The organism is Cupriavidus alkaliphilus, from assembly GCF_014191175.1.
In the GTDB taxonomy this organism is placed as follows: Bacteria; Pseudomonadota; Gammaproteobacteria; order Burkholderiales; family Burkholderiaceae; genus Cupriavidus; species Cupriavidus alkaliphilus.
This window is the reverse complement of the sequence record NZ_JACHWE010000001.1, coordinates 60,611-77,235: the sequence shown is the minus strand read 5'-3', so window position 1 is coordinate 77,235 and position 16,625 is coordinate 60,611. Positions and strand designations below refer to the sequence as shown.

At 69.1% G+C, this 16,625-nt stretch carries 16 protein-coding genes; 4 read left to right on the top strand and 12 right to left on the bottom strand.

Translation table 11 applies throughout. The annotated features are described in order from the left end of the window. Positions 1-402: 402 nt before the first annotated feature. The 5 genes from ampD to FHX60_RS00330 are packed head-to-tail and all read right to left on the bottom strand — an operon-like array spanning position 403 to position 6,072. Entirely contained in the window at positions 403-1,011 is a 609-nt protein-coding gene (ampD, locus tag FHX60_RS00350) for a 1,6-anhydro-N-acetylmuramyl-L-alanine amidase AmpD (protein ID WP_183282239.1), read from the bottom strand. Then, positions 1,008-2,639 (bottom strand): sigma-54-dependent transcriptional regulator, encoded by a 1,632-nt coding sequence (locus FHX60_RS00345; RefSeq protein WP_183282238.1) that lies wholly within the window; start codon positions 2,637-2,639, stop codon positions 1,008-1,010. Before FHX60_RS00345 ends, ampD begins: the two co-directional genes overlap by 4 nt. 23 nt (positions 2,640-2,662) lie before the next feature. After that, positions 2,663-4,798, bottom strand: a complete 2,136-nt coding sequence (locus FHX60_RS00340) for a sensor histidine kinase (RefSeq protein ID WP_183282237.1) — start codon at positions 4,796-4,798, stop codon at positions 2,663-2,665. Further along, a complete protein-coding gene (locus FHX60_RS00335) occupies positions 4,795-5,118 on the bottom strand; it encodes a PP0621 family protein (protein ID WP_183282236.1) in 324 nt (107 codons plus the stop codon). The genes FHX60_RS00340 and FHX60_RS00335 overlap by 4 nt, the downstream gene beginning before the upstream one ends. A gap of 6 nt (positions 5,119-5,124) precedes the next feature. Next, the gene (locus FHX60_RS00330; protein WP_183282235.1) at positions 5,125-6,072 is read right to left on the bottom strand and encodes a cytochrome C assembly family protein; all 948 of its coding nucleotides are present in this window, start codon (positions 6,070-6,072) and stop codon (positions 5,125-5,127) included. 141 nt (positions 6,073-6,213) lie between these two features. On the opposite strand from FHX60_RS00330, the gene ffh reads away from it, so the two are divergent. Both ffh and FHX60_RS00320 read left to right on the top strand, forming a co-directional pair. Beyond that, positions 6,214-7,608, top strand: a complete 1,395-nt coding sequence (gene ffh / locus FHX60_RS00325; RefSeq protein ID WP_092306270.1) for a signal recognition particle protein — start codon at positions 6,214-6,216, stop codon at positions 7,606-7,608. 53 nt (positions 7,609-7,661) lie between these two features. Then, positions 7,662-8,204, top strand: coding sequence for a hypoxanthine-guanine phosphoribosyltransferase (locus tag FHX60_RS00320; RefSeq protein ID WP_116309731.1), 543 nt, complete (start codon positions 7,662-7,664; stop codon positions 8,202-8,204). Positions 8,205-8,266: 62 nt separating this feature from the next. Here FHX60_RS00320 and FHX60_RS00315 read toward each other — a convergent pair whose 3' ends face one another. From FHX60_RS00315 to FHX60_RS00290, 6 genes are all read right to left on the bottom strand, one after another. Further along, complete coding sequence (locus FHX60_RS00315) at positions 8,267-8,890, bottom strand: LysE family translocator (RefSeq protein ID WP_112776867.1); 624 nt, start codon at positions 8,888-8,890, stop codon at positions 8,267-8,269. Between the two features lie 105 nt (positions 8,891-8,995). Next, on the bottom strand, positions 8,996-9,655 hold the full coding sequence (locus FHX60_RS00310) for a LysE family translocator (RefSeq protein ID WP_183282234.1): 660 nt from the start codon (positions 9,653-9,655) through the stop codon (positions 8,996-8,998). An 89-nt stretch (positions 9,656-9,744) separates the two neighbouring features. Further along, positions 9,745-10,575 (bottom strand): AraC family transcriptional regulator, encoded by an 831-nt coding sequence (locus tag FHX60_RS00305; RefSeq protein WP_183282233.1) that lies wholly within the window; start codon positions 10,573-10,575, stop codon positions 9,745-9,747. Further along, positions 10,572-11,468, bottom strand: a complete 897-nt coding sequence (locus FHX60_RS00300) for a 2OG-Fe(II) oxygenase (RefSeq protein WP_183282232.1) — start codon at positions 11,466-11,468, stop codon at positions 10,572-10,574. Before FHX60_RS00300 ends, FHX60_RS00305 begins: the two co-directional genes overlap by 4 nt. Then, positions 11,465-12,238: a lytic transglycosylase domain-containing protein gene (locus FHX60_RS00295; protein WP_112776871.1), complete on the bottom strand. Its 774-nt coding sequence runs from the start codon at positions 12,236-12,238 to the stop codon at positions 11,465-11,467. Before FHX60_RS00295 ends, FHX60_RS00300 begins: the two co-directional genes overlap by 4 nt. 5 nt (positions 12,239-12,243) lie before the next feature. Continuing rightward, a complete protein-coding gene (locus FHX60_RS00290) occupies positions 12,244-13,965 on the bottom strand; it encodes a proline--tRNA ligase (protein WP_092306256.1) in 1,722 nt (573 codons plus the stop codon). 193 nt (positions 13,966-14,158) lie between these two features. On the opposite strand from FHX60_RS00290, the gene FHX60_RS00285 reads away from it, so the two are divergent. Continuing rightward, positions 14,159-14,851 (top strand): RNA pyrophosphohydrolase, encoded by a 693-nt coding sequence (locus FHX60_RS00285; protein WP_112776872.1) that lies wholly within the window; start codon positions 14,159-14,161, stop codon positions 14,849-14,851. Then, positions 14,844-15,425 (top strand): CNP1-like family protein, encoded by a 582-nt coding sequence (locus FHX60_RS00280; protein ID WP_112776873.1) that lies wholly within the window; start codon positions 14,844-14,846, stop codon positions 15,423-15,425. Before FHX60_RS00285 ends, FHX60_RS00280 begins: the two co-directional genes overlap by 8 nt. Positions 15,426-15,495: 70 nt before the next feature. On the opposite strand, the gene proB is transcribed toward FHX60_RS00280, so the two are convergent. Further along, positions 15,496-16,614, bottom strand: a complete 1,119-nt coding sequence (gene proB, locus FHX60_RS00275) for a glutamate 5-kinase (protein WP_112776874.1) — start codon at positions 16,612-16,614, stop codon at positions 15,496-15,498. Positions 16,615-16,625 lie beyond the last annotated feature (11 nt).

The window sequence follows — 16,625 nt, the reverse complement described above, 5'->3', positions numbered from 1 at the left end:
CCTTTACGTGAACATTTCGCCAGGGACTCTTGTGATTCGCTGGCCTTGCGGGGAGGTTTGCAGTCGATACGCGAATTTCGCGGCTGCTGCCTCGCTCTTGGGGCCGGCTTCCCTGTTTGACTACTAGATATAGTGTGTGATGCGGAAAACTGGGCTAAGTATAGTGAAAGGAATCCGAATGACCAGTCTTGACAACCGCTATTTCGGGCACGCCGGCTGCTGTGCGGCAGCGCCACATGCCCGCAAGCCTAGTACTCGCAAGGGTTTCGGGAAGACCGTTCGCAACTGCACATTTCACAAAAATTTTTTTGATTGTTGCGAGGTTGCGATAGCCCCACACCGACGTGGGGCATGTGCGCCGGTATGCCGCGCCCAAGGGCGGGGAATGACGTTAGGAATCCGTCACGTGCCTCCCGCGCCGGGGCACTGGTAGGGCAGCATGCCCGGCGCCACGCCGGCCTGCCTGGCAAACCGCGCCCAGTCGAAATGCGGGCCCGGATCGGTCTTGCGGCCCGGCGCGATGTCGCTGTGGCCGGCAATCGCACGCACCGGGTAGGCGGCCATCAGCGCGGGCACCAGCGCCGCCACGGTGTCGTACTGGGCCAGGGTGAACGGCAGGTCGTCGCAGCCTTCGATCTCGATGCCGATCGAAAAATCGTTGCAGCGCGCGCGTCCGAAGAAGTCTGACTGCCCGGCATGCCAGGCCCGCTGCGTGCACGGCACGAACTGCACCAGCTCGCCCGTGCGCGTGACCAGGAAGTGCGCGGACACCTGGACCTGGTGGATGGTGGCAAAGAACGGGTGCTTGTCGGGATCGAGCCGGTTCTGGAAGAACGCCTCGATGTCGCCGCTGCCGAACTGGCCGGGCGGCAGGCTGATGTTGTGCAGCACCACCAGGTCCACCGGCATGCCGTCCGGGCGCGCATCGAAATTGGGCGACGGCACGCGGCGCGCGGCCGGTACCCAGCCGTCGGCACCCGGCAGATAGGACGAAGACGCGGGCGCGGTCATGGCGTGCCCTCGCCTTCCACCGCGCCGCGGTCGGCGGCGTCCATGGCTTCGCGGATGCCCAGCTGCTGGATCCGGTAGCGCAGCTGGCGCAGGTTCAGGCCGAGCAGCGGCGCGGCGGCGGTGCGGTTGAAGTTGGTCTGCGCCAGCGCCTGCAGGATCAGCTCGCGCTCGACGGCTTCCAGCCTGGCGGGCAGGTCGATCGGGAAGACGATGCCGCGGCAGGCGCGCTCGGCGGGGTCGCCGGCGGGTTCGGGCGCGGCGTGGGCGGGCACGGCCGGCGGTGGCGGCTCGGCCTGAACCGGCGCAGGCGCGGCGACGGCCGGCACGGCAGCAGCCCCTGCCGTGCCCCAGGGCGCGTAAGGATAAGGCGTCATCGGCTGCGGCACCATCGCCGGCGCCGGGACAGGCATCAGCCCGGCGCGCCCGGCGCCGGCGTCCAGCTGACCCAGGTCGGCCAGCTCGATGTCCTCGCTCTCGGCAAACGCGTAGGCGCGCTCGAGCAGGTTTTCCAGCTCGCGCACATTGCCGGGGAACGGATAGGCCACCAGCCGCTGCAGCGCCGCCGGCGACAGCCGCTTGGGATGCGCATCGCCGTAGCGCACCGCCAGGTGGTCCAGGATGGCGCGCGCCAGCACCGGAATGTCTTCGCCGCGCTCGCGCAGCGTGGGCATGCGCAGCGCCAGCACGTTCAGGCGGTAATACAGGTCTTGCCGGAACTGCCCCGCCGCCACCATCGCGGCCAGGTCCTTGTGGCTGGCGCACATCACGCGCACGTCGACGGCGTCTTCGCGGCTGGCGCCGATCTTGCGCACGCGGCGCTCTTGCAGCGCGCGCAGCAGCTTGACCTGCATCGGCAGCGGCAGGTCGGCCACCTCGTCGAGCAGCAGCGTGCCGCCGTTGGCGGCCTGGAAGAAGCCGCCGCGTTCCGCGTCGGCGCCGGTGAACGCCCCTTTGACGTAGCCGAAGAACTCGGACTCCATCAGGTTCTCGGGGATGGCGCCGCAGTTGACGGCGACGAACGGATGCGCGGCGCGCGCGCTGGTGGCGTGGATGGCGCGCGCGGCGCGCTCCTTGCCGCTGCCGGATTCGCCGCTGATCACCACCGGCGCCATGCTGCGCGCCAGCCGCGACAGCGAGCGGCGCACCTCCTGCATCGCCGCGGAATGGCCCGGCAGCAGCGCGGCGGCGCGGTCGGCGGCCTGATCCGCCGCCGTGGCGGCATCGGCATCGGCGCTGTCGCGCGGCTGGCGGCCCAGCGCGTTCAGCACCAGGCTGCGCAGCTGCTCCAGCGACACCGGCTTGGCGATGTAGTCGAAAGCGCCGGCCTTGAGCGCTTCCACGGCGTTGTCGGCGCTGCCGTAGGCGGTGATCACCGCCACCGGGATGCGCTCGGGCGCGGCCGACAGCTGGCGCACGATCTCGATGCCCAGTCCGTCGCCCAGGCGCATGTCGGTAAGCACCAGGCTGTAGCGACCCTGCGCCAGCTTGTCGCGCGCCTCGGCCAGCGAGCCGGCCAGCACCACGTCATGGCCCATGCGGCGGATGGAGATGTCCAGCAGTTCGCGCAGGTCGGCCTCGTCGTCGATGACGAGGATGGGATCGGGCGCGCGGGACATTCGGGGTGGCATTGTGATGGCGGAATGAGGACGGGTCAGACGGCGGCCGCCGCGGCGGCTTCGGCGCTCTCGATGCGCAGCGTCAGCACGAAGGCCTTGGCCGGCAGTGTATCGCGCGCGGTGGGGGCCAGCATGCCGGTGCGCTCGATCAGCGCCGGCAGCGAGATGGCGCCGTAGCGCACCTGCGCGTCATTGGCGCCGCACAGCTCGCGTGCCATGAACAGGCCCAGCCCGGTGCCCTGGGCGTTGCTGGTGAAGAACGGCTCGAACAGGCTGCGCTGGTGTTCGCGCGCCACCTCGGCGCCGTCGTTCCAGACGATCAGCTCGGCATGGTGCTGGTCCAGCGCGTGCGCCAGCAACCGGATCGAGCCGGGCAGCCGGCTGCAGTAGCGCCAGGCGTTGTCGAGCAGGTTGCCCAGCACCTGCTGCAGCTGCGAGGCGTCGAACACCACCGGCTGGGCCACGTCGACAGTCAGGCGGATGGCATTGGCGTTGATGTCGGCGCGTCCCGCCGGGCGGGTCTCGCCGGCGCGCGGGCGGCGCTGGCGCATTTCGGCGCGCCAGCGCTCGACGATCTCGGGCAGCGCCTGCGCCAGGTGCACGGTGCTGCGGCCGGTGCGCGGGCGGCGCGACATCTGCAGCACGTCCGACACCACCTGGTCCAGCCGGCGCACGTTGTCGTGGATGATGCGCAGCAGGCGGGCGTCGATATCGACATCGGCCCCGCCCGGCTCCTGCGCGGCCGGATCGTGCCGGCCGGAATCGCCGAGCAGCTCGCTGGCCTGGCTGATCGCCGCCAGCGGGTTGCGGATCTGGTGCGCGATGCTGGCCACCAGCCGGCCCATGGCGGCCAGCTTTTCCTGCTGCACCTGCTCGGCGATGCGTTCCCAGCTTTCGATATGGACCAGCACGGTGTCGCGCATCTCGCTGCGCAGCAGCGCCTCGTCTTCCTGCGACCAGGCCATGGCCTCGTTCTGGGCAATGGCCAGGCGCAGGCGACCGGCAGCTTCGGGCGACAGTTCATTCCACGCGGCGGTGTCGAGCGCGGCCGGCACGGTGCGGCCATGCGCCATGGTCGAGCGCAGCCCGGCCAGGCCCGGCAGCACGAAGCGCAGCCGCAGCCGGGTGTGCTGCATGGTGCCATCGGCCAGCGCGGCGCCGGAGGCCATCGGCAGCAGTTGCAGGATGCGCGGCACGTCGTCCTTGCTGCGCAGCCAGTCGCGCAGCATTTCCATCAGCGGCTGCAGGCGCGGGATGCGGCGCAGGTCGAACAATACGGTATCGCCGCCGCCCTGCCCGGCTTCGGCACCGGGCGCGCCGCCGAGCTTGCGCGAGTAGATGCGCTCATGCGGCTGCACCCCCAGCAGCACCACCGCGGCGGGATTGGCGGCCACCACCGCGCCGTTGGCGCGCACCAGCATCACGCCGTCCTGCATGTCGTTGACCATCAGCCGGTTGACCAGCTGCTGCAGGCGCAGCTCCTGCTCGCGCGCCAGCGCCAGGCGCTCCTGCGCGAGCTGGCGGTTGGCCAGCATATACATCAGCAGCGCGGCGATCATGAACACCAGGCCGAACAGGCCCGAGCCCAGCAGCCCGGCATCGGCCTGGCGCAGCAGGATGGTGTGCATGAACGGCCCGCTCATCACCACCAGCGCCGAGATCGCCGCGGCAAACAGCGCGAACAGCAGGCTGGTCAGCGCACCGGCCTCCAGCGCCGGCAGCAGGAAGATCATGGCCAGGCCCTCGGCATGCCCGCCGCGCCCCAGCACGCTGAAGACCAGCGCCAGCAGCGCCAGGTCGGCCAGCACCTGCACCCGCACGCGCAGATGGAAATGCCGGCGCCACAGCGTGCCCGCCAGCATCGCCAGGGCAATGCCAAGGTAAGGGACGGCGACGGCCATGGCCGCCGCATGCTCGATGCCGCCCATGGCTTCCAGGCCAAAGGGCAAGGCGGGGATCGCGGCAGTGAGGGTGGAAGCGGTGCCGGTGGCCGGCTCGCCGCGCCGCATCAGCGCAAAGCCGACCAGCAGCAGGCCGACGGCGACGCGGGTCCAGCAGAAATAGCGCAGCAGGCGCCAGTGGAAGTCAGGCGGCTCGGGCTGGCGCCACAGCTGCGCCAGGCCGCGCCAGGCGTTCAGCCGCTGCCAGGCCGACGGCGCCGGCTGGGTCATGGGCGCGGGCCGCTGCTGCCGTCGCCACTGCCGTCGCCGCTGCCGTTGCTGCCATCGGTGCGGCTTTCATCAGGCAGGTGGCTGCGCCGGCAGTAGTGCAGGCCGCGCCAGGCAATGGCGTCGCCCTGCGGCAGGTGCACGCCGCACTGGGCGCACTGGACCATGCGCTCGGCGGTGGCGTCGGGCGTGCCGGCGGCCGCGTGTTCGCTGGCCTCACGGGCCTGGCGGGCGCGATGCTCGGCCAGGCGGGCCTCGGCGCGGGCGCGCAGCCACCAGAAGACGCCCAGCACCACGGCCAGCAGGATCAGGATACGTGCCATGGAAAATCAGAGCCGGTGCAGGACGACTTCAATCACGAAACGGCTGCCGACATAGGCCAGCAGCAGGATGCCGAACGAGGCGATGACCCAGCGCAGCGCCACCTTGCCGCGCCAGCCGCGGAAGATGCGCCCGGCCAGGATGCCGCCGAACATGGCCCACGAGATCAGCGCGAACACGGTCTTGTGATCCAGCCGGAAGGCGCGCCCGAACAGTTCTTCGGAGAACAGCAGGCCCGAGCCGATGGTCAGCGTCAGCAGCACGAAGCCGGCGCCGATCAGCCGGAACAGCAGCTTCTCCAGCGTCAGCAACGGCGGCAGCAGATCCAGCCAGCGCCCCAGCCACTGGCTGGGCTGCTGTTGGGTCATCCGTGTCGGCGCATGCCGGAACCCGTGCAGGCGCCGCTCGGCCAGCAGCATCAAGAAGGCGTGGAACGCGGCCAGCGTGAACAGCCCGTAGGCCACGTTGGCGATGATGAAATGCAGCTTGAACAGCGGCCGCGCCGCGTAGCCCAGGATCTGCGAGCCGGGAAACGCCAGCGGCATCAGGCTGGCCACCAGCGCAACCGGGATCACGATCAGCCCCAGCCCCGCCAGCGAAAAGAAGAAACTCTCGATCCAGTAGATGCCCACCCCCAGCCACAGCATGGCCGACAGGGCGAAGGCAAAGCCGAACATCATGCGCTCGGCCGGGAAGATGGTTTCGTGCAGCAGCATGCCGTGGCTGGCCAGCGCCGCCAGCATTAGCACGTGCCACCAGGCCGGACGCCCTTCGCCGTGCGCGCCGCCGGACGGGGGAATGGGCCCGCCGCCCGCCACCAGCACGGCCGCGGCCGAAGCGCTGGCCGGTCCGGCCGGGCCGGCAGCCGCCGCCACGCGCGGATGGCGTGTGGCCCAGCCGTGCCAGGCCAGGCCGCAATAGAGAAGTGCCGTCAGGGCATACAGTACAATGACCATTTACGCAGTTTACCTTAGTGCCCACGGCCGGTGGCGGCCCGCTTGAACCGGTGTGGCCGGTGTTCCAGGCCCGCCCCGTGTGCCGGACTGCCTCCGATTTCAGCCCCGAGCCCTGCTCCGACTTCTCCCCCGATTCCTGCCATGCTGGACAATCTCACTCAACGCCTGGCGCGTGTGGTCAAGACCATGCGCGGCGAGGCGCGCCTGACCGAGGCCAACACCGCCGAGATGCTGCGCGAAGTGCGCCTTGCCATGCTCGAAGCCGACGTGGCGCTGCCGGTCGTGCGCGAATTCGTCGCCCGCGTCAAGGAAAAGGCCATGGGCGAAGAGGTGGTCAGCAGCCTCACGCCGGGCCAGGCCCTGGTCGGCGTGGTCCAGCGCGAGCTGACCGCGGTGATCGGCGGCGCCGACGCCGCCAGCGGCAACAACAAGGAATCCGAGCTGAACCTGGCAGTGCAGCCGCCCGCCATCATCCTGATGGCCGGCCTGCAGGGCGCGGGCAAGACCACCACCGCCGGCAAGCTGGCCAAGTGGCTCAAGGAAAACAAAAAGAAGAAGGTGCTGACGGTCTCGTGCGACGTCTACCGCCCCGCCGCCATCGCCCAGCTCAAGACCGTGTCCGAGCAGGTCGGCGCGGAATTCTTCCCGTCGCAGCCGGACCAGAAACCGGTGGACATCGCCCGCGCGGCGGTCGACTGGGCGCGCAAGCATTACCACGACGTGCTGATCGTCGACACGGCCGGCCGGCTGGGTATCGACGAGGCGATGATGCAGGAAATCGCCGCGCTGCACGCCGAGCTGAAGCCCGCCGAAACCCTGTTCGTGGTCGACGCCATGCTGGGCCAGGACGCCGTCAATACCGCCAAGGCCTTCAATGACACCCTGCCGCTGACCGGCGTGGTGCTGACCAAGCTGGACGGCGATGCGCGCGGCGGCGCGGCGCTGTCGGTGCGCCATATCACCGGCCGCCCGATCAAGTTTGTCGGCGTCGGCGAAAAGCTGGATGGCCTGGAGCCCTTCTACCCGGACCGCATGGCCCAGCGCATCCTGGGCATGGGCGACATCCTGGCGCTGGTCGAGGAAGCCCAGCGCGGCGTCGACATGGAAGCGGCCGAGAAGCTGGCCAAGAAGATCAAGAAGACCGGCGACTTCGACCTCGAGGACTTCAAGGCCCAGATCGGCCAGATGAAGAAGATGGGCGGCCTGGGCAGCCTGGTCGACAAGCTGCCGGCGCAGTTCGCCCAGCAGGCGCAGGGCGCCAACATGGACCAGGCCGAGAAGCAGGTGGCGCGCATGGAGGGCATCATCAACAGCATGACGCCGGCCGAGCGCGCCAAGCCGGACCTGATCAAGGCCAGCCGCAAGCGCCGCATCGCCGCGGGCGCCGGCGTGCCGGTGCAGGAAGTCAACCGCCTGCTCAACCAGTTCGACCAGATGCAATCCATGATGAAGAAGCTCAAGGGCGGCGGCATGATGAAGATGATGCGCCAGATGGGCGCGATGAAGGGCGGCATGAAGGGCCTCTTCAACCGCTGAAGCCCGCTGCCGCAAGCCGAACCGCCTCCCCGCAAAAGAACAGGAAAGACATCATGATGAGCGCCGAACAGGCCCGCGAGCTGTGGGCCAATTCCGAAGAAATCGTCTCCGCCGCGGAAGTCCAGGCCTCGCTGGACCGCATGGCCGCGGACATCACCGCCAGGATGGGCAATGACTTCCCGCTGGTGCTGTCGGTGATGGGCGGCGCGGTGGTCTTCACCGGCATGCTGCTGCCCAAGCTGGCGTTTCCGCTGGAGTTCGACTACATCCACCTCTCGCGCTACAACAACAAGACCGTCGGCGGCGAGATGCAATGGCGCGTGGCGCCGCGCGAATCGGTCAAGGACCGCGTGGTGCTGGTGCTCGACGACATCCTCGATGAAGGCGAGACCATGGCGGCCATCCGCCAGCGCATCATGGACATGGGCGCCAAGGAATTCCACGCCGCGGTGCTGTGCGAGAAGACGCTGAGCAAACCCAAGCCGATGCACCCGGATTTCTGCGGCTTTGCGGTGCCGGACCGCTATGTCTTTGGATGCGGGATGGATGCGAAGGGGTATTGGCGGAATCTGGATTCGATCCGGGCGCTGGTTTGAGTCGTCTGAAGGACTGACCGTTTTCTCCCCTCTCCCGCAAGCGGGAGAGGGGAGCCAACACATCACGCCTGGTGCGTCCCCAGGATCGGCCACAGCGACGCCAGCAGCAGCACCGCCATCCCGATATTGAACGCCCGCAGCACCTTGGGCCGGGCCAGCCAGCGCCGTAGCGCCGACCCGCACAACGCCCACATCGCCACGCTGGGCAGGTTCACCACCCCGAAGATCCCCGACAGCAGCAGCACGTTGAGCCACAGGTTGCCGTGCAGCACATAAGTACTGCACGCGCCTACCGCCATCACCCACGCCTTGGGATTCACCCACTGGAATGCCGCGGCGGCCCAGAAGCCCATCGGCCGCGCCACCTGCTGGTCCTGCACGCCGCCGGCCGTGGCCAGTTTCCAGGCCAGCCAGACCAGGTAGACCGTCGCCACCACCCGCAGCACCTGCCAGGTCCACGGGAACGCATGGAACAGCGACCCCAGCCCCAGCCCGACCAGCCCCACCATCAGCGCGAAACCGATACTGACGCCGAGCAGGTGCGGCACCGTGCGCAGGAAGCCGAAGTTCACGCCCGAGGCGAGCAGCATCGTGTTGTTCGGACCGGGCGTGATCGACGACACCAGGGCGAAGCCGGCAAAGGCGGCAAAGACACCGGTGCCGGCGGCGAATTGGGACACTTCCATGACTGACTCCAGGGGGCGTTCATGTGCTTTCGGGAAATCAGTCTACGGCCACCTAACGGTACAGTACCGGTACACTTCAACGGAAATACGCCGATACAGGGCCGCTCAACGAAGCGCGTGCCAGGCGACACCCAGCGCCAGCAGCCACAGGACAGCGCCGGTCAGGCGCTCGACCCATCGCACCGAGCGCCCGAAGCGCGCGGCCATGGCCGGATGGCCGATGCCGTAGGCCACCAGCAGGTCCCAGCCGAGCACGACGGCGAACATCCACATCCCATAGGCCAGCTGCACCGCCGCCGGCGTGCGGCTGGCGGCCAGCACCGAGAACAGGCTGGCGTAGAACAGCCCGTTCTTCGGGTTCAGCACGGCGGACAGGAAGCCGCTGCCAAGCTGGCCGAGCCATGCCGCGGGCGCGGGCTTTGCGGCGGCGGGCGCCGGCATCGACAGTTCGCCCGACGCGCGCAGCAGGCGCCAGCCCAGCCACGCCAGGTAGGCACAGCCTGCCCACTGCAACGCCGCGAACAGTTGCGGCGAGTCCCGCATCGCGGCCACGCCCGCCAGCGCCAGGCCGATAAAGACGCCATTGCCCAGCGCAATGCCCAGGCAGACGGCGCTGGCGCGCCGCGGCCCGTGCAGCAGCGCGCTGCGCACCACCAGGAAAAAATCCGGCCCCGGGCTCAGCAGTGCCAGCGCATGCGCGCCGGCGACCATGGCGAATTGCTGCCACGGCAATGCCCCGGGGGCGAGATCGAAAGCCATGTCCATGCCGACCCTCCGTGAAGAGTCCGCAGTGTCGTGCGCGCCGGGGTGGCAGTCTTGAAGAAAGTTGCGGTAGCGGCGCGAGGCGCCGTGCCTCAGGCGGCGCGCTGGTAGCCGCGAGGTGTCATGGCCACGCGCTGCTTGAAAGCGCGCTGGAAATGACTCTGGTCGGCAAAGCCCAGCGCCAGGGCGACCTCGGCCAGCGCCGCACCTTGCCGCAGCAGGCGGCGCCCATGCTGGATGCGCAGGTCAAGCTGGTACGCGTGCGGCGTCATGCCGGTCTCGGCGCGGAAGGCCCGGACCAGGTGGTAGCGGCTCAGCCCGCAGGCGCGCGCCAGTTCCGCCAGCGGCAGCCGCTCGGCATGGCGCGCCTGCAGCAGTTCGCACAATTGCGCCACCCGGGCGGAGACCGCAGCGGGCGGCGGCAGTGTTTTGGTGGCGGCGCCGGTGTCGAGGGCGGCATGCAGGTCGCCGACGAAGGCCACCAGCGCGGCCTCTTTCTCGACGCTGTCCGCGGGCGAGAACAGCGTGCGGTTCAACGCGCAGACCAGCCGGTAGACGTGTGAGGACGCCAGCACGCGTGCCGGCAGCCAGGCCCGGGCCGCGCTGTCCTCGTCCAGCACGGCCGCCACCCACGCCGGGTCGAAATGCAGCATCTGGTAGCTCCAGCGTCCGTCCGGCACCGGGTTGCAGGCATGGACCTGGTGCGCGGGAATCACCACCACCGCGCCCGCCCCGAGCACGGCGCTCTCGTCGCCGCAGGCAAAGCGGCTGGTGCCGCCGTCGACGGCGCCGACCGACAGGGTGGGATGGGTATGCGGCAGGTAGCTGGCGCTGCTGTGGCTGGCGCGCCGGCTTTCGGCAAACGGCAGCGCGGGGTCCGCCCACCAGCAGCCGGGTGCCGGTGCGGCCGCGGGACGGCTCACGCCGCGCTGCGGTACGGCCGTTCGCGCAGCCATTTGGTGGCGATCCACTTTTCGCCGGCGGCCACCGGCAGGCCCGCATGCAGGGTGCGGTCATCCAGCGTGCCGTCGGGCAGCAGGTAGCTGAAGTAGACCGCGTTGCCCTTGACCGGCGCCACTTCCAGGCCCACGCGCGGGAACGCGGTGGCGCCGCCGGCCTCGGGGGAATTCAGGTAGATCACGAGCGTGGCGATGCGCTGGCCGCCGACGGACAGCTGCCGCGCTTCGCCGGGCCGCTGCGGGTTGAAGTAATCGAAGTGCGGCTGGTACTCGCCGCCCGGCTTGTAATTCAGGATCTGCAACCCCTCGCCGTGTTCGGCCGGCACCCCGGTGACCGCGGCGATGCGGGCCTCGATGCGCGCGATCAGGGCGTGCTCGGCCACCTGGAACATCGCGCCCATGCTGGTGCGGGCGTCGATCAGGTTCTCGTCGCCGGTGTCGGGATTGACCACCGGCGAGCGTGCCAGGCGGCCGCGCGACAGCGCCACCAGGGCATCGCACTCGTCGTCGCTCAGCAGCTGCTGGAACAGCTGTACGTGAGGCGACGCCAGCCGGAACAGGATGGGCACCCGGCGGTCGCCGCCATCGGCGGCGTAGACCGCGGGCGAGCTGGAAGCGGCGGTCTCGGCCTGGGGCTGGGCCGGCCGGGCCGGCACGGCGGCCTCGGTGCCTTGCGCAAACGCCGCGGCCACGCAACGGCGCGCGAAAGCGTCGTCGTAGCCCGAGCGCAGCATCGACAGCACCAGCGCATCGGCCGCAAAGCCCTGGGCGATATGCCGGGCCAGCCATTGTTCGAGTTCGGGCGAGGATTCGGTGTAGCCGGCCTTGCCGCCGGCAACGGATGCTTCGCGGATCATGACGGATTGGCTGCGACGCGTTGCGACGAGAACGGGTTGCGGGCAGGCGGCTCCGCCACCGGCGCGCGCGGGCGCGACGGCGCGATCTCGGGATCGCCGGCCACGGTGACGGTGGCTTCGGAATACTGCCAGCGCTTCCACGCCGCCAGCACCGCGTTGGGATACTCCGGGCGGCCGCGGCTGCCGTTGTAGCGGCCCAGCGCCAGGTACAGGTCGCCCTGCTCGCGGTCCAGGTAGTAGCGCAGGATGGTGCAGCCGTAGCGCAGGTTGCTCTGCAGGTGGAACAGCTTGCGCGCATCGCTGTCGCCGATGGTGCGCACCCAGAACGGCATCACCTGCATCAGCCCGCGCGCGCCGGCCGAGCTGATCGCGTACTTGCGGAAGTTGCTTTCGACCTGGATCAGGCCCAGCACCAGCGCGGGCTCCAGGCCGGCGCGCTTGGCCTCGTAGTAGGCCACCTCGATCAGCTCGACCCGCACCTGCGGCTCGGGGATGCGCGAGGCCAGCCGCGCCGACATCTCGCCCAGCCACTTCAGGTAGGCCAGGCGCTCGCCGCCGGAGGCGAACACCGGCCGCAGCGGCCGGTCATCGGCAATGGCCGCGGCCAGCGCACCGCGCACGGAGTCGGCCAGGTCTTCTTCCTTCTGCGCGCCGGCGTGCGCCGCCGGGGCCGCCAGCGCCAGCAGGAATGCCAGCAGCGATACCAGCAGCGCGCCCGCCAGGCGGCGGGCGGCAACAGCGGCGGCGGTCAGGCCGCGGACGGCGCGCATGAGGCTCAGTCTGCCAGCAGGCTGCGCACGTGGCCGACCACCTCGGCCACGCTGACGGCGGTGGCCTGCGCGTCGCGCCGGCCCTGGTACTCGACCTTGCCTTCCTTCAGGCCGCGGTCGCCCACCACCACGCGGTGCGGCACGCCGATCAGCTCCCAGTCGGCAAACATCACGCCGGGGCGCTCGCCGCGGTCGTCGAGGATCACGTCCACGCCGGCGGCGAGCAGCTCGGCATGGATGCGGTCGGCCTCGGCCTTGACGGCCTCGGAGCGGTCGTAGCCCACCGGGCAGATCACCACCGCGAACGGGGCGATCGCGGCCGGCCAGATGATGCCGCGCTCATCGAAATTCTGCTCGATCGCCGCGCCCAAAATACGGGTGATGCCGATGCCGTAGCAGCCCATCTGCATCGGCTGGGTCTTGCCGTTCTCGTCCAGGAAGGTGGCGCTCATCGATTCCGAGTAGCGCGTGCCCAGCATGAACACGTGGCCCACCTCGATGCCGCGGCAGATCTCCAGCGTGCCCTGGCCGTCCGGCGAGGCGTCGCCCGCCACCACGTTGCGCAGGTCGGCCACGATCGGCTCGGGCAGGTCGCGGCCCCAGTTGACGCCGGTGTAGTGGTAGTCGCGGTAGTTGGCGCCGCAGACAAAGTCGCTCATGTTGGCGACGGTGCGGTCGGCAACCACCTTGACCGGCTTCTTCATGTCGATCGGGCCCAGGTAGCCGGGGGGCGAGCCGAAGGCTTCGACGATCTCGTTCTCGGTGGCGAAGCGGAAGTCGGCCAGCCCCGGCACCTTGGAGGCCTTGACCTCGTTCAGCTCGTGGTCGGCGCGGATCAGCAGCAGCCAGATCTGGGTACCGGCCTCGCCGTCGGTGGCCAGCACGATCGACTTGACGTTGGTCTCCAGCGGCAGGTTCAGGAATTCGGCCACCTGCTCGCACTTGACCTTCTCCGGGGTGAAGGTCTTGACCAGGTCCTGCTTGGGTGCGGCGCGCTCGGCCAGCAGCGGCAGCGCCTCGGCGGCCTCCATGTTGGCGGCGTAGGCCGAGGTCGGGCAGTAGACGATGGCGTCTTCGCCGGTTTCGGCGATCACGTGGAACTCATGCGAGCCCGAGCCGCCGATGGCGCCGTTGTCGGCCGCCACGGCGCGGAATTCCAGCCCGAAGCGGCGGAAGATGCGCACGTAGGCGTCGTACATGTTCTCGTACGACTTGCGCAGGCCGTCGGTGTCGCGGTCGAAGGAATAGGCGTCCTTCATGGTGAACTCGCGCCCGCGCATGATGCCGAAGCGCGGCCGGCGCTCGTCGCGGAACTTGGTCTGGATCTGGTAGAAATTGAGCGGCAGCTGCTTGTAGCTGCGGATATCGCTGCGGGCGATGTCGGTCACCACCTCTTCGGAGGTGGGCTGGACCGCGAAGTCGCGCTCATGGCGGTCCTTCAGGCGCAGCAGTTCTGGCCCCATCTTGTCCCAGCGGCCGGTCTCCTGCCACAGTTCGGCCGGCTGGATCACCGGCATCGACAGTTCCACCGCGCCGGCGCGGTTCATTTCCTCGCGCACGATGTTCTCCACCTTGCGGATCACGCGCAGCCCGACCGGCATGTAGGTGTAGATGCCGGCGCCCAGCTTCTTGATCATGCCGGCGCGCATCATCAGCTTGTGCGAAACGATTTCCGCGTCGGCGGGCGCTTCCTTGAGGGTGGAAATGAAGAATTGCGAGGCTTTCATCCGTAATTTCTCTCTGGGCCGCCGCGGTCGGAAAAATCCGTCCCGGCACAATCCGGGGAGCTGGCGGCGCTGAATTATGCGCACGCGCCTGAAACTGCCCTTCCGCTCGGGGAAAACCACCATCCCCCGGTCCGGGCCCGGCTGCGCGCTTCCTTTATAATCAGCGTAATTCTAAAGGATTCGAGGTGCAGTCATGCTCGATCGTGAAGGCTTTCGCCCGAACGTCGGCATCATCCTCCTCAACGCAAGAAACGAGGTTTTCTGGGGCAAGCGAATCGGCGAACACTCCTGGCAGTTTCCACAGGGCGGCATCAAGTACGGCGAAACGCCGGAACAGGCCATGTACCGCGAACTGCATGAGGAAATCGGCCTGCTTCCGGAGCACGTCAGGATCGTCGGTCGCACGCGCGACTGGCTGCGTTACGAGGTGCCGGACAAGTTCATCCGCCGCGAGATCCGCGGCCACTACAAGGGCCAGAAACAAATCTGGTTCCTGCTGCGCATGGCCGGCAGGGACTGCGACATCCACCTGCGCGCCACCGAGCACCCGGAGTTCGATGCCTGGCGCTGGAGCCATTACTGGGTGCCGCTGGAAGCCGTGATCGAGTTCAAGCGCGATGTCTACCAGATGGCGCTGACGGAATTGTCACGCTTCCTGAACCGCCACCCGCGCGTGCCGCTCAGCCCCTATGGCACACATGGGGCGCATGGCGCCCATGGTGCCCACGGCGTGCACGGGCGCCACGGCGGGCCGCGCGGCCAGGCACTGAGCCGGGCGCAGGCCGCGCAGCAGGCCGACGCCGACGGCAATGCCGAAGCCCCGGCCACGGCCGACTACGTTTCGCCGGCGACGCCGGTATCCACCTCACGGAGCACTGATGACTAGTTTGACCGGCGTGGGCCGCCGCGGCGGCCTGGGCGCTGCCGGATTGCTGCTTGCCGCGGCCAGCCTGGCGCTGGCTGGCTGCAAGACCACCGGCAAGGAGATGGCCGAGGAAGAAAGCACCTGGAACAACCCGTTCGCGCCCAAGACCTTCGAGGAAGCCAAGGCCATGCTGCCGCCATTGCCGCAGGAGGCCAACCTGATTCCGTTCTCGGTGGCCGGCACCGGCACGCTGTCGTTCGCGGTGGACAGCAAGTCGATCTCGGTGGGCAAGGACAACGTGGTGCGCTATACCACCGTCACCACCAGCCAGAGCGGGGCCCGCAACGTGACCTTCGAAGGCATGCGCTGCGACGTGTTCGAGCGCAAGCTGTACGCGACCCTGCCCCCCGGCGCCACCGAGTGGGTGCCCAACACCAGCGACTACGGCGAGACCTGGCACCGCATGCAAGCCGGGGTCCGCAACGCCTACGCTGCCACGCTCGCGATCGATTTCTTCTGCGAGGGCCGCACCGTGGCCGGCAAGCCCGCGGACATGGTGCGCGAGCTGCAGTCGCGCGCGCCAAACAAGCGCTGAAGCGCCCCGCGCACCGGCATAAAAAAACGGCGGAACTGCCAGGCAGTTCCGCCGTTTTTGCTTGCGTCGCTCAGACCAGCACCAGGTTGTCGCGATGGATCAGTTCGGGCTCGTTCAGGTGGCCGAGCACGGCTTCGATCTCGGACGACGGCTTGCGCGCGATCAGCCGCGACTCTGCGCTGGAATAATTGGTGATGCCGCGCGCCACCTCCTTGCCCTGCCCGTCCACGCAGGCGATCACCTCGCCGCGGGCGAATTCGCCCTGCACCTCGACCACGCCGATCGGCAGCAGCGACTTGCCGCCGCTGGTCAGCTTCTCGACCGCGCCGTTGTCGATCACCACGCGGCCGCGCAGCTGCAGGTGGTCGGCCATCCATTGCTTGCGCGCCGTCAGCCGGCCGGTCGGCGCCAGCAGCTGGGTGCCGATGGCCTCGCCGGCCGCCAGGCGCTCCAGCACGTTGGCTTCGCGGCCCGAGGCGATGGTGGTGTGCGCGCCGGACTTGGCCGCGCGCTTGGCCGCCAGGATCTTGGTCAGCATGCCGCCGCGCCCGATCGAGGTGCCTGCGCCGCCGGCCATGGCCTCCAGCTCGGGCGTGCCGGCCAGCGCCTCGTCGACGAACCGGGCGGCCGGATCCTTGCGCGGATCGGCGGTGTACAGGCCGCGCTGGTCGGTCAGGATCACCAGTGCGTCGCCTTCGATCAGGTTGGTGACCAGCGCGCCGAGCGTATCGTTGTCGCCGAACTTGATTTCGTCGGTGACCACGGTGTCGTTCTCGTTGATGATCGGCACCACGCCCAGCGACAGCAGCGTCAGCAGCGTGGAGCGGGCGTTCAGGTAGCGCTCGCGGTCGGCCAGGTCGGCGTGGGTCAGCAGCACCTGCGCGGTGCGGATGCCATAGCGGCCGAACTGGCTCTCGTAGACCTGCGCCAGCCCCATCTGCCCAACGGCGGCGGCCGCCTGCAGCTCATGGATTTCCTTCGGGCGGCGCACCCAGCCGAGCCGCTGCATGCCTTCGGCAATGGCGCCGGAACTGACCAGCACCACTTCCTTGCCGGCCACGCGCAGCTTGGCGATCTGGGCCGCCCAGCGGGCGATGGCGTCGTGGTCCAGCCCCTTGCCGTCGTTGGTGACCAGGCTGGAGCCCACTTTGACGACGATGCGCTTTGCCTGCGCGATGACCGATTGCATGGTGGAAATCC

Coding starts and splice junctions, on each gene's coding strand:
- ampD (WP_183282239.1), bottom strand. CDS start 1,011: ATGACCGCGCCCGCGTCTTCGTCCTATCTGCCGGGTGCCGACGGCTGG.
- FHX60_RS00345 (WP_183282238.1), bottom strand. CDS start 2,639: ATGCCACCCCGAATGTCCCGCGCGCCCGATCCCATCCTCGTCATCGAC.
- FHX60_RS00340 (WP_183282237.1), bottom strand. CDS start 4,798: ATGACCCAGCCGGCGCCGTCGGCCTGGCAGCGGCTGAACGCCTGGCGC.
- FHX60_RS00335 (WP_183282236.1), bottom strand. CDS start 5,118: ATGGCACGTATCCTGATCCTGCTGGCCGTGGTGCTGGGCGTCTTCTGG.
- FHX60_RS00330 (WP_183282235.1), bottom strand. CDS start 6,072: ATGGTCATTGTACTGTATGCCCTGACGGCACTTCTCTATTGCGGCCTG.
- ffh (WP_092306270.1), top strand. CDS start 6,214: ATGCTGGACAATCTCACTCAACGCCTGGCGCGTGTGGTCAAGACCATG.
- FHX60_RS00320 (WP_116309731.1), top strand. CDS start 7,662: ATGATGAGCGCCGAACAGGCCCGCGAGCTGTGGGCCAATTCCGAAGAA.
- FHX60_RS00315 (WP_112776867.1), bottom strand. CDS start 8,890: ATGGAAGTGTCCCAATTCGCCGCCGGCACCGGTGTCTTTGCCGCCTTT.
- FHX60_RS00310 (WP_183282234.1), bottom strand. CDS start 9,655: ATGGACATGGCTTTCGATCTCGCCCCCGGGGCATTGCCGTGGCAGCAA.
- FHX60_RS00300 (WP_183282232.1), bottom strand. CDS start 11,468: ATGATCCGCGAAGCATCCGTTGCCGGCGGCAAGGCCGGCTACACCGAA.
- FHX60_RS00295 (WP_112776871.1), bottom strand. CDS start 12,238: ATGCGCGCCGTCCGCGGCCTGACCGCCGCCGCTGTTGCCGCCCGCCGC.
- FHX60_RS00290 (WP_092306256.1), bottom strand. CDS start 13,965: ATGAAAGCCTCGCAATTCTTCATTTCCACCCTCAAGGAAGCGCCCGCC.
- FHX60_RS00285 (WP_112776872.1), top strand. CDS start 14,159: ATGCTCGATCGTGAAGGCTTTCGCCCGAACGTCGGCATCATCCTCCTC.
- FHX60_RS00280 (WP_112776873.1), top strand. CDS start 14,844: ATGACTAGTTTGACCGGCGTGGGCCGCCGCGGCGGCCTGGGCGCTGCC.
- proB (WP_112776874.1), bottom strand. CDS start 16,614: ATGCAATCGGTCATCGCGCAGGCAAAGCGCATCGTCGTCAAAGTGGGC.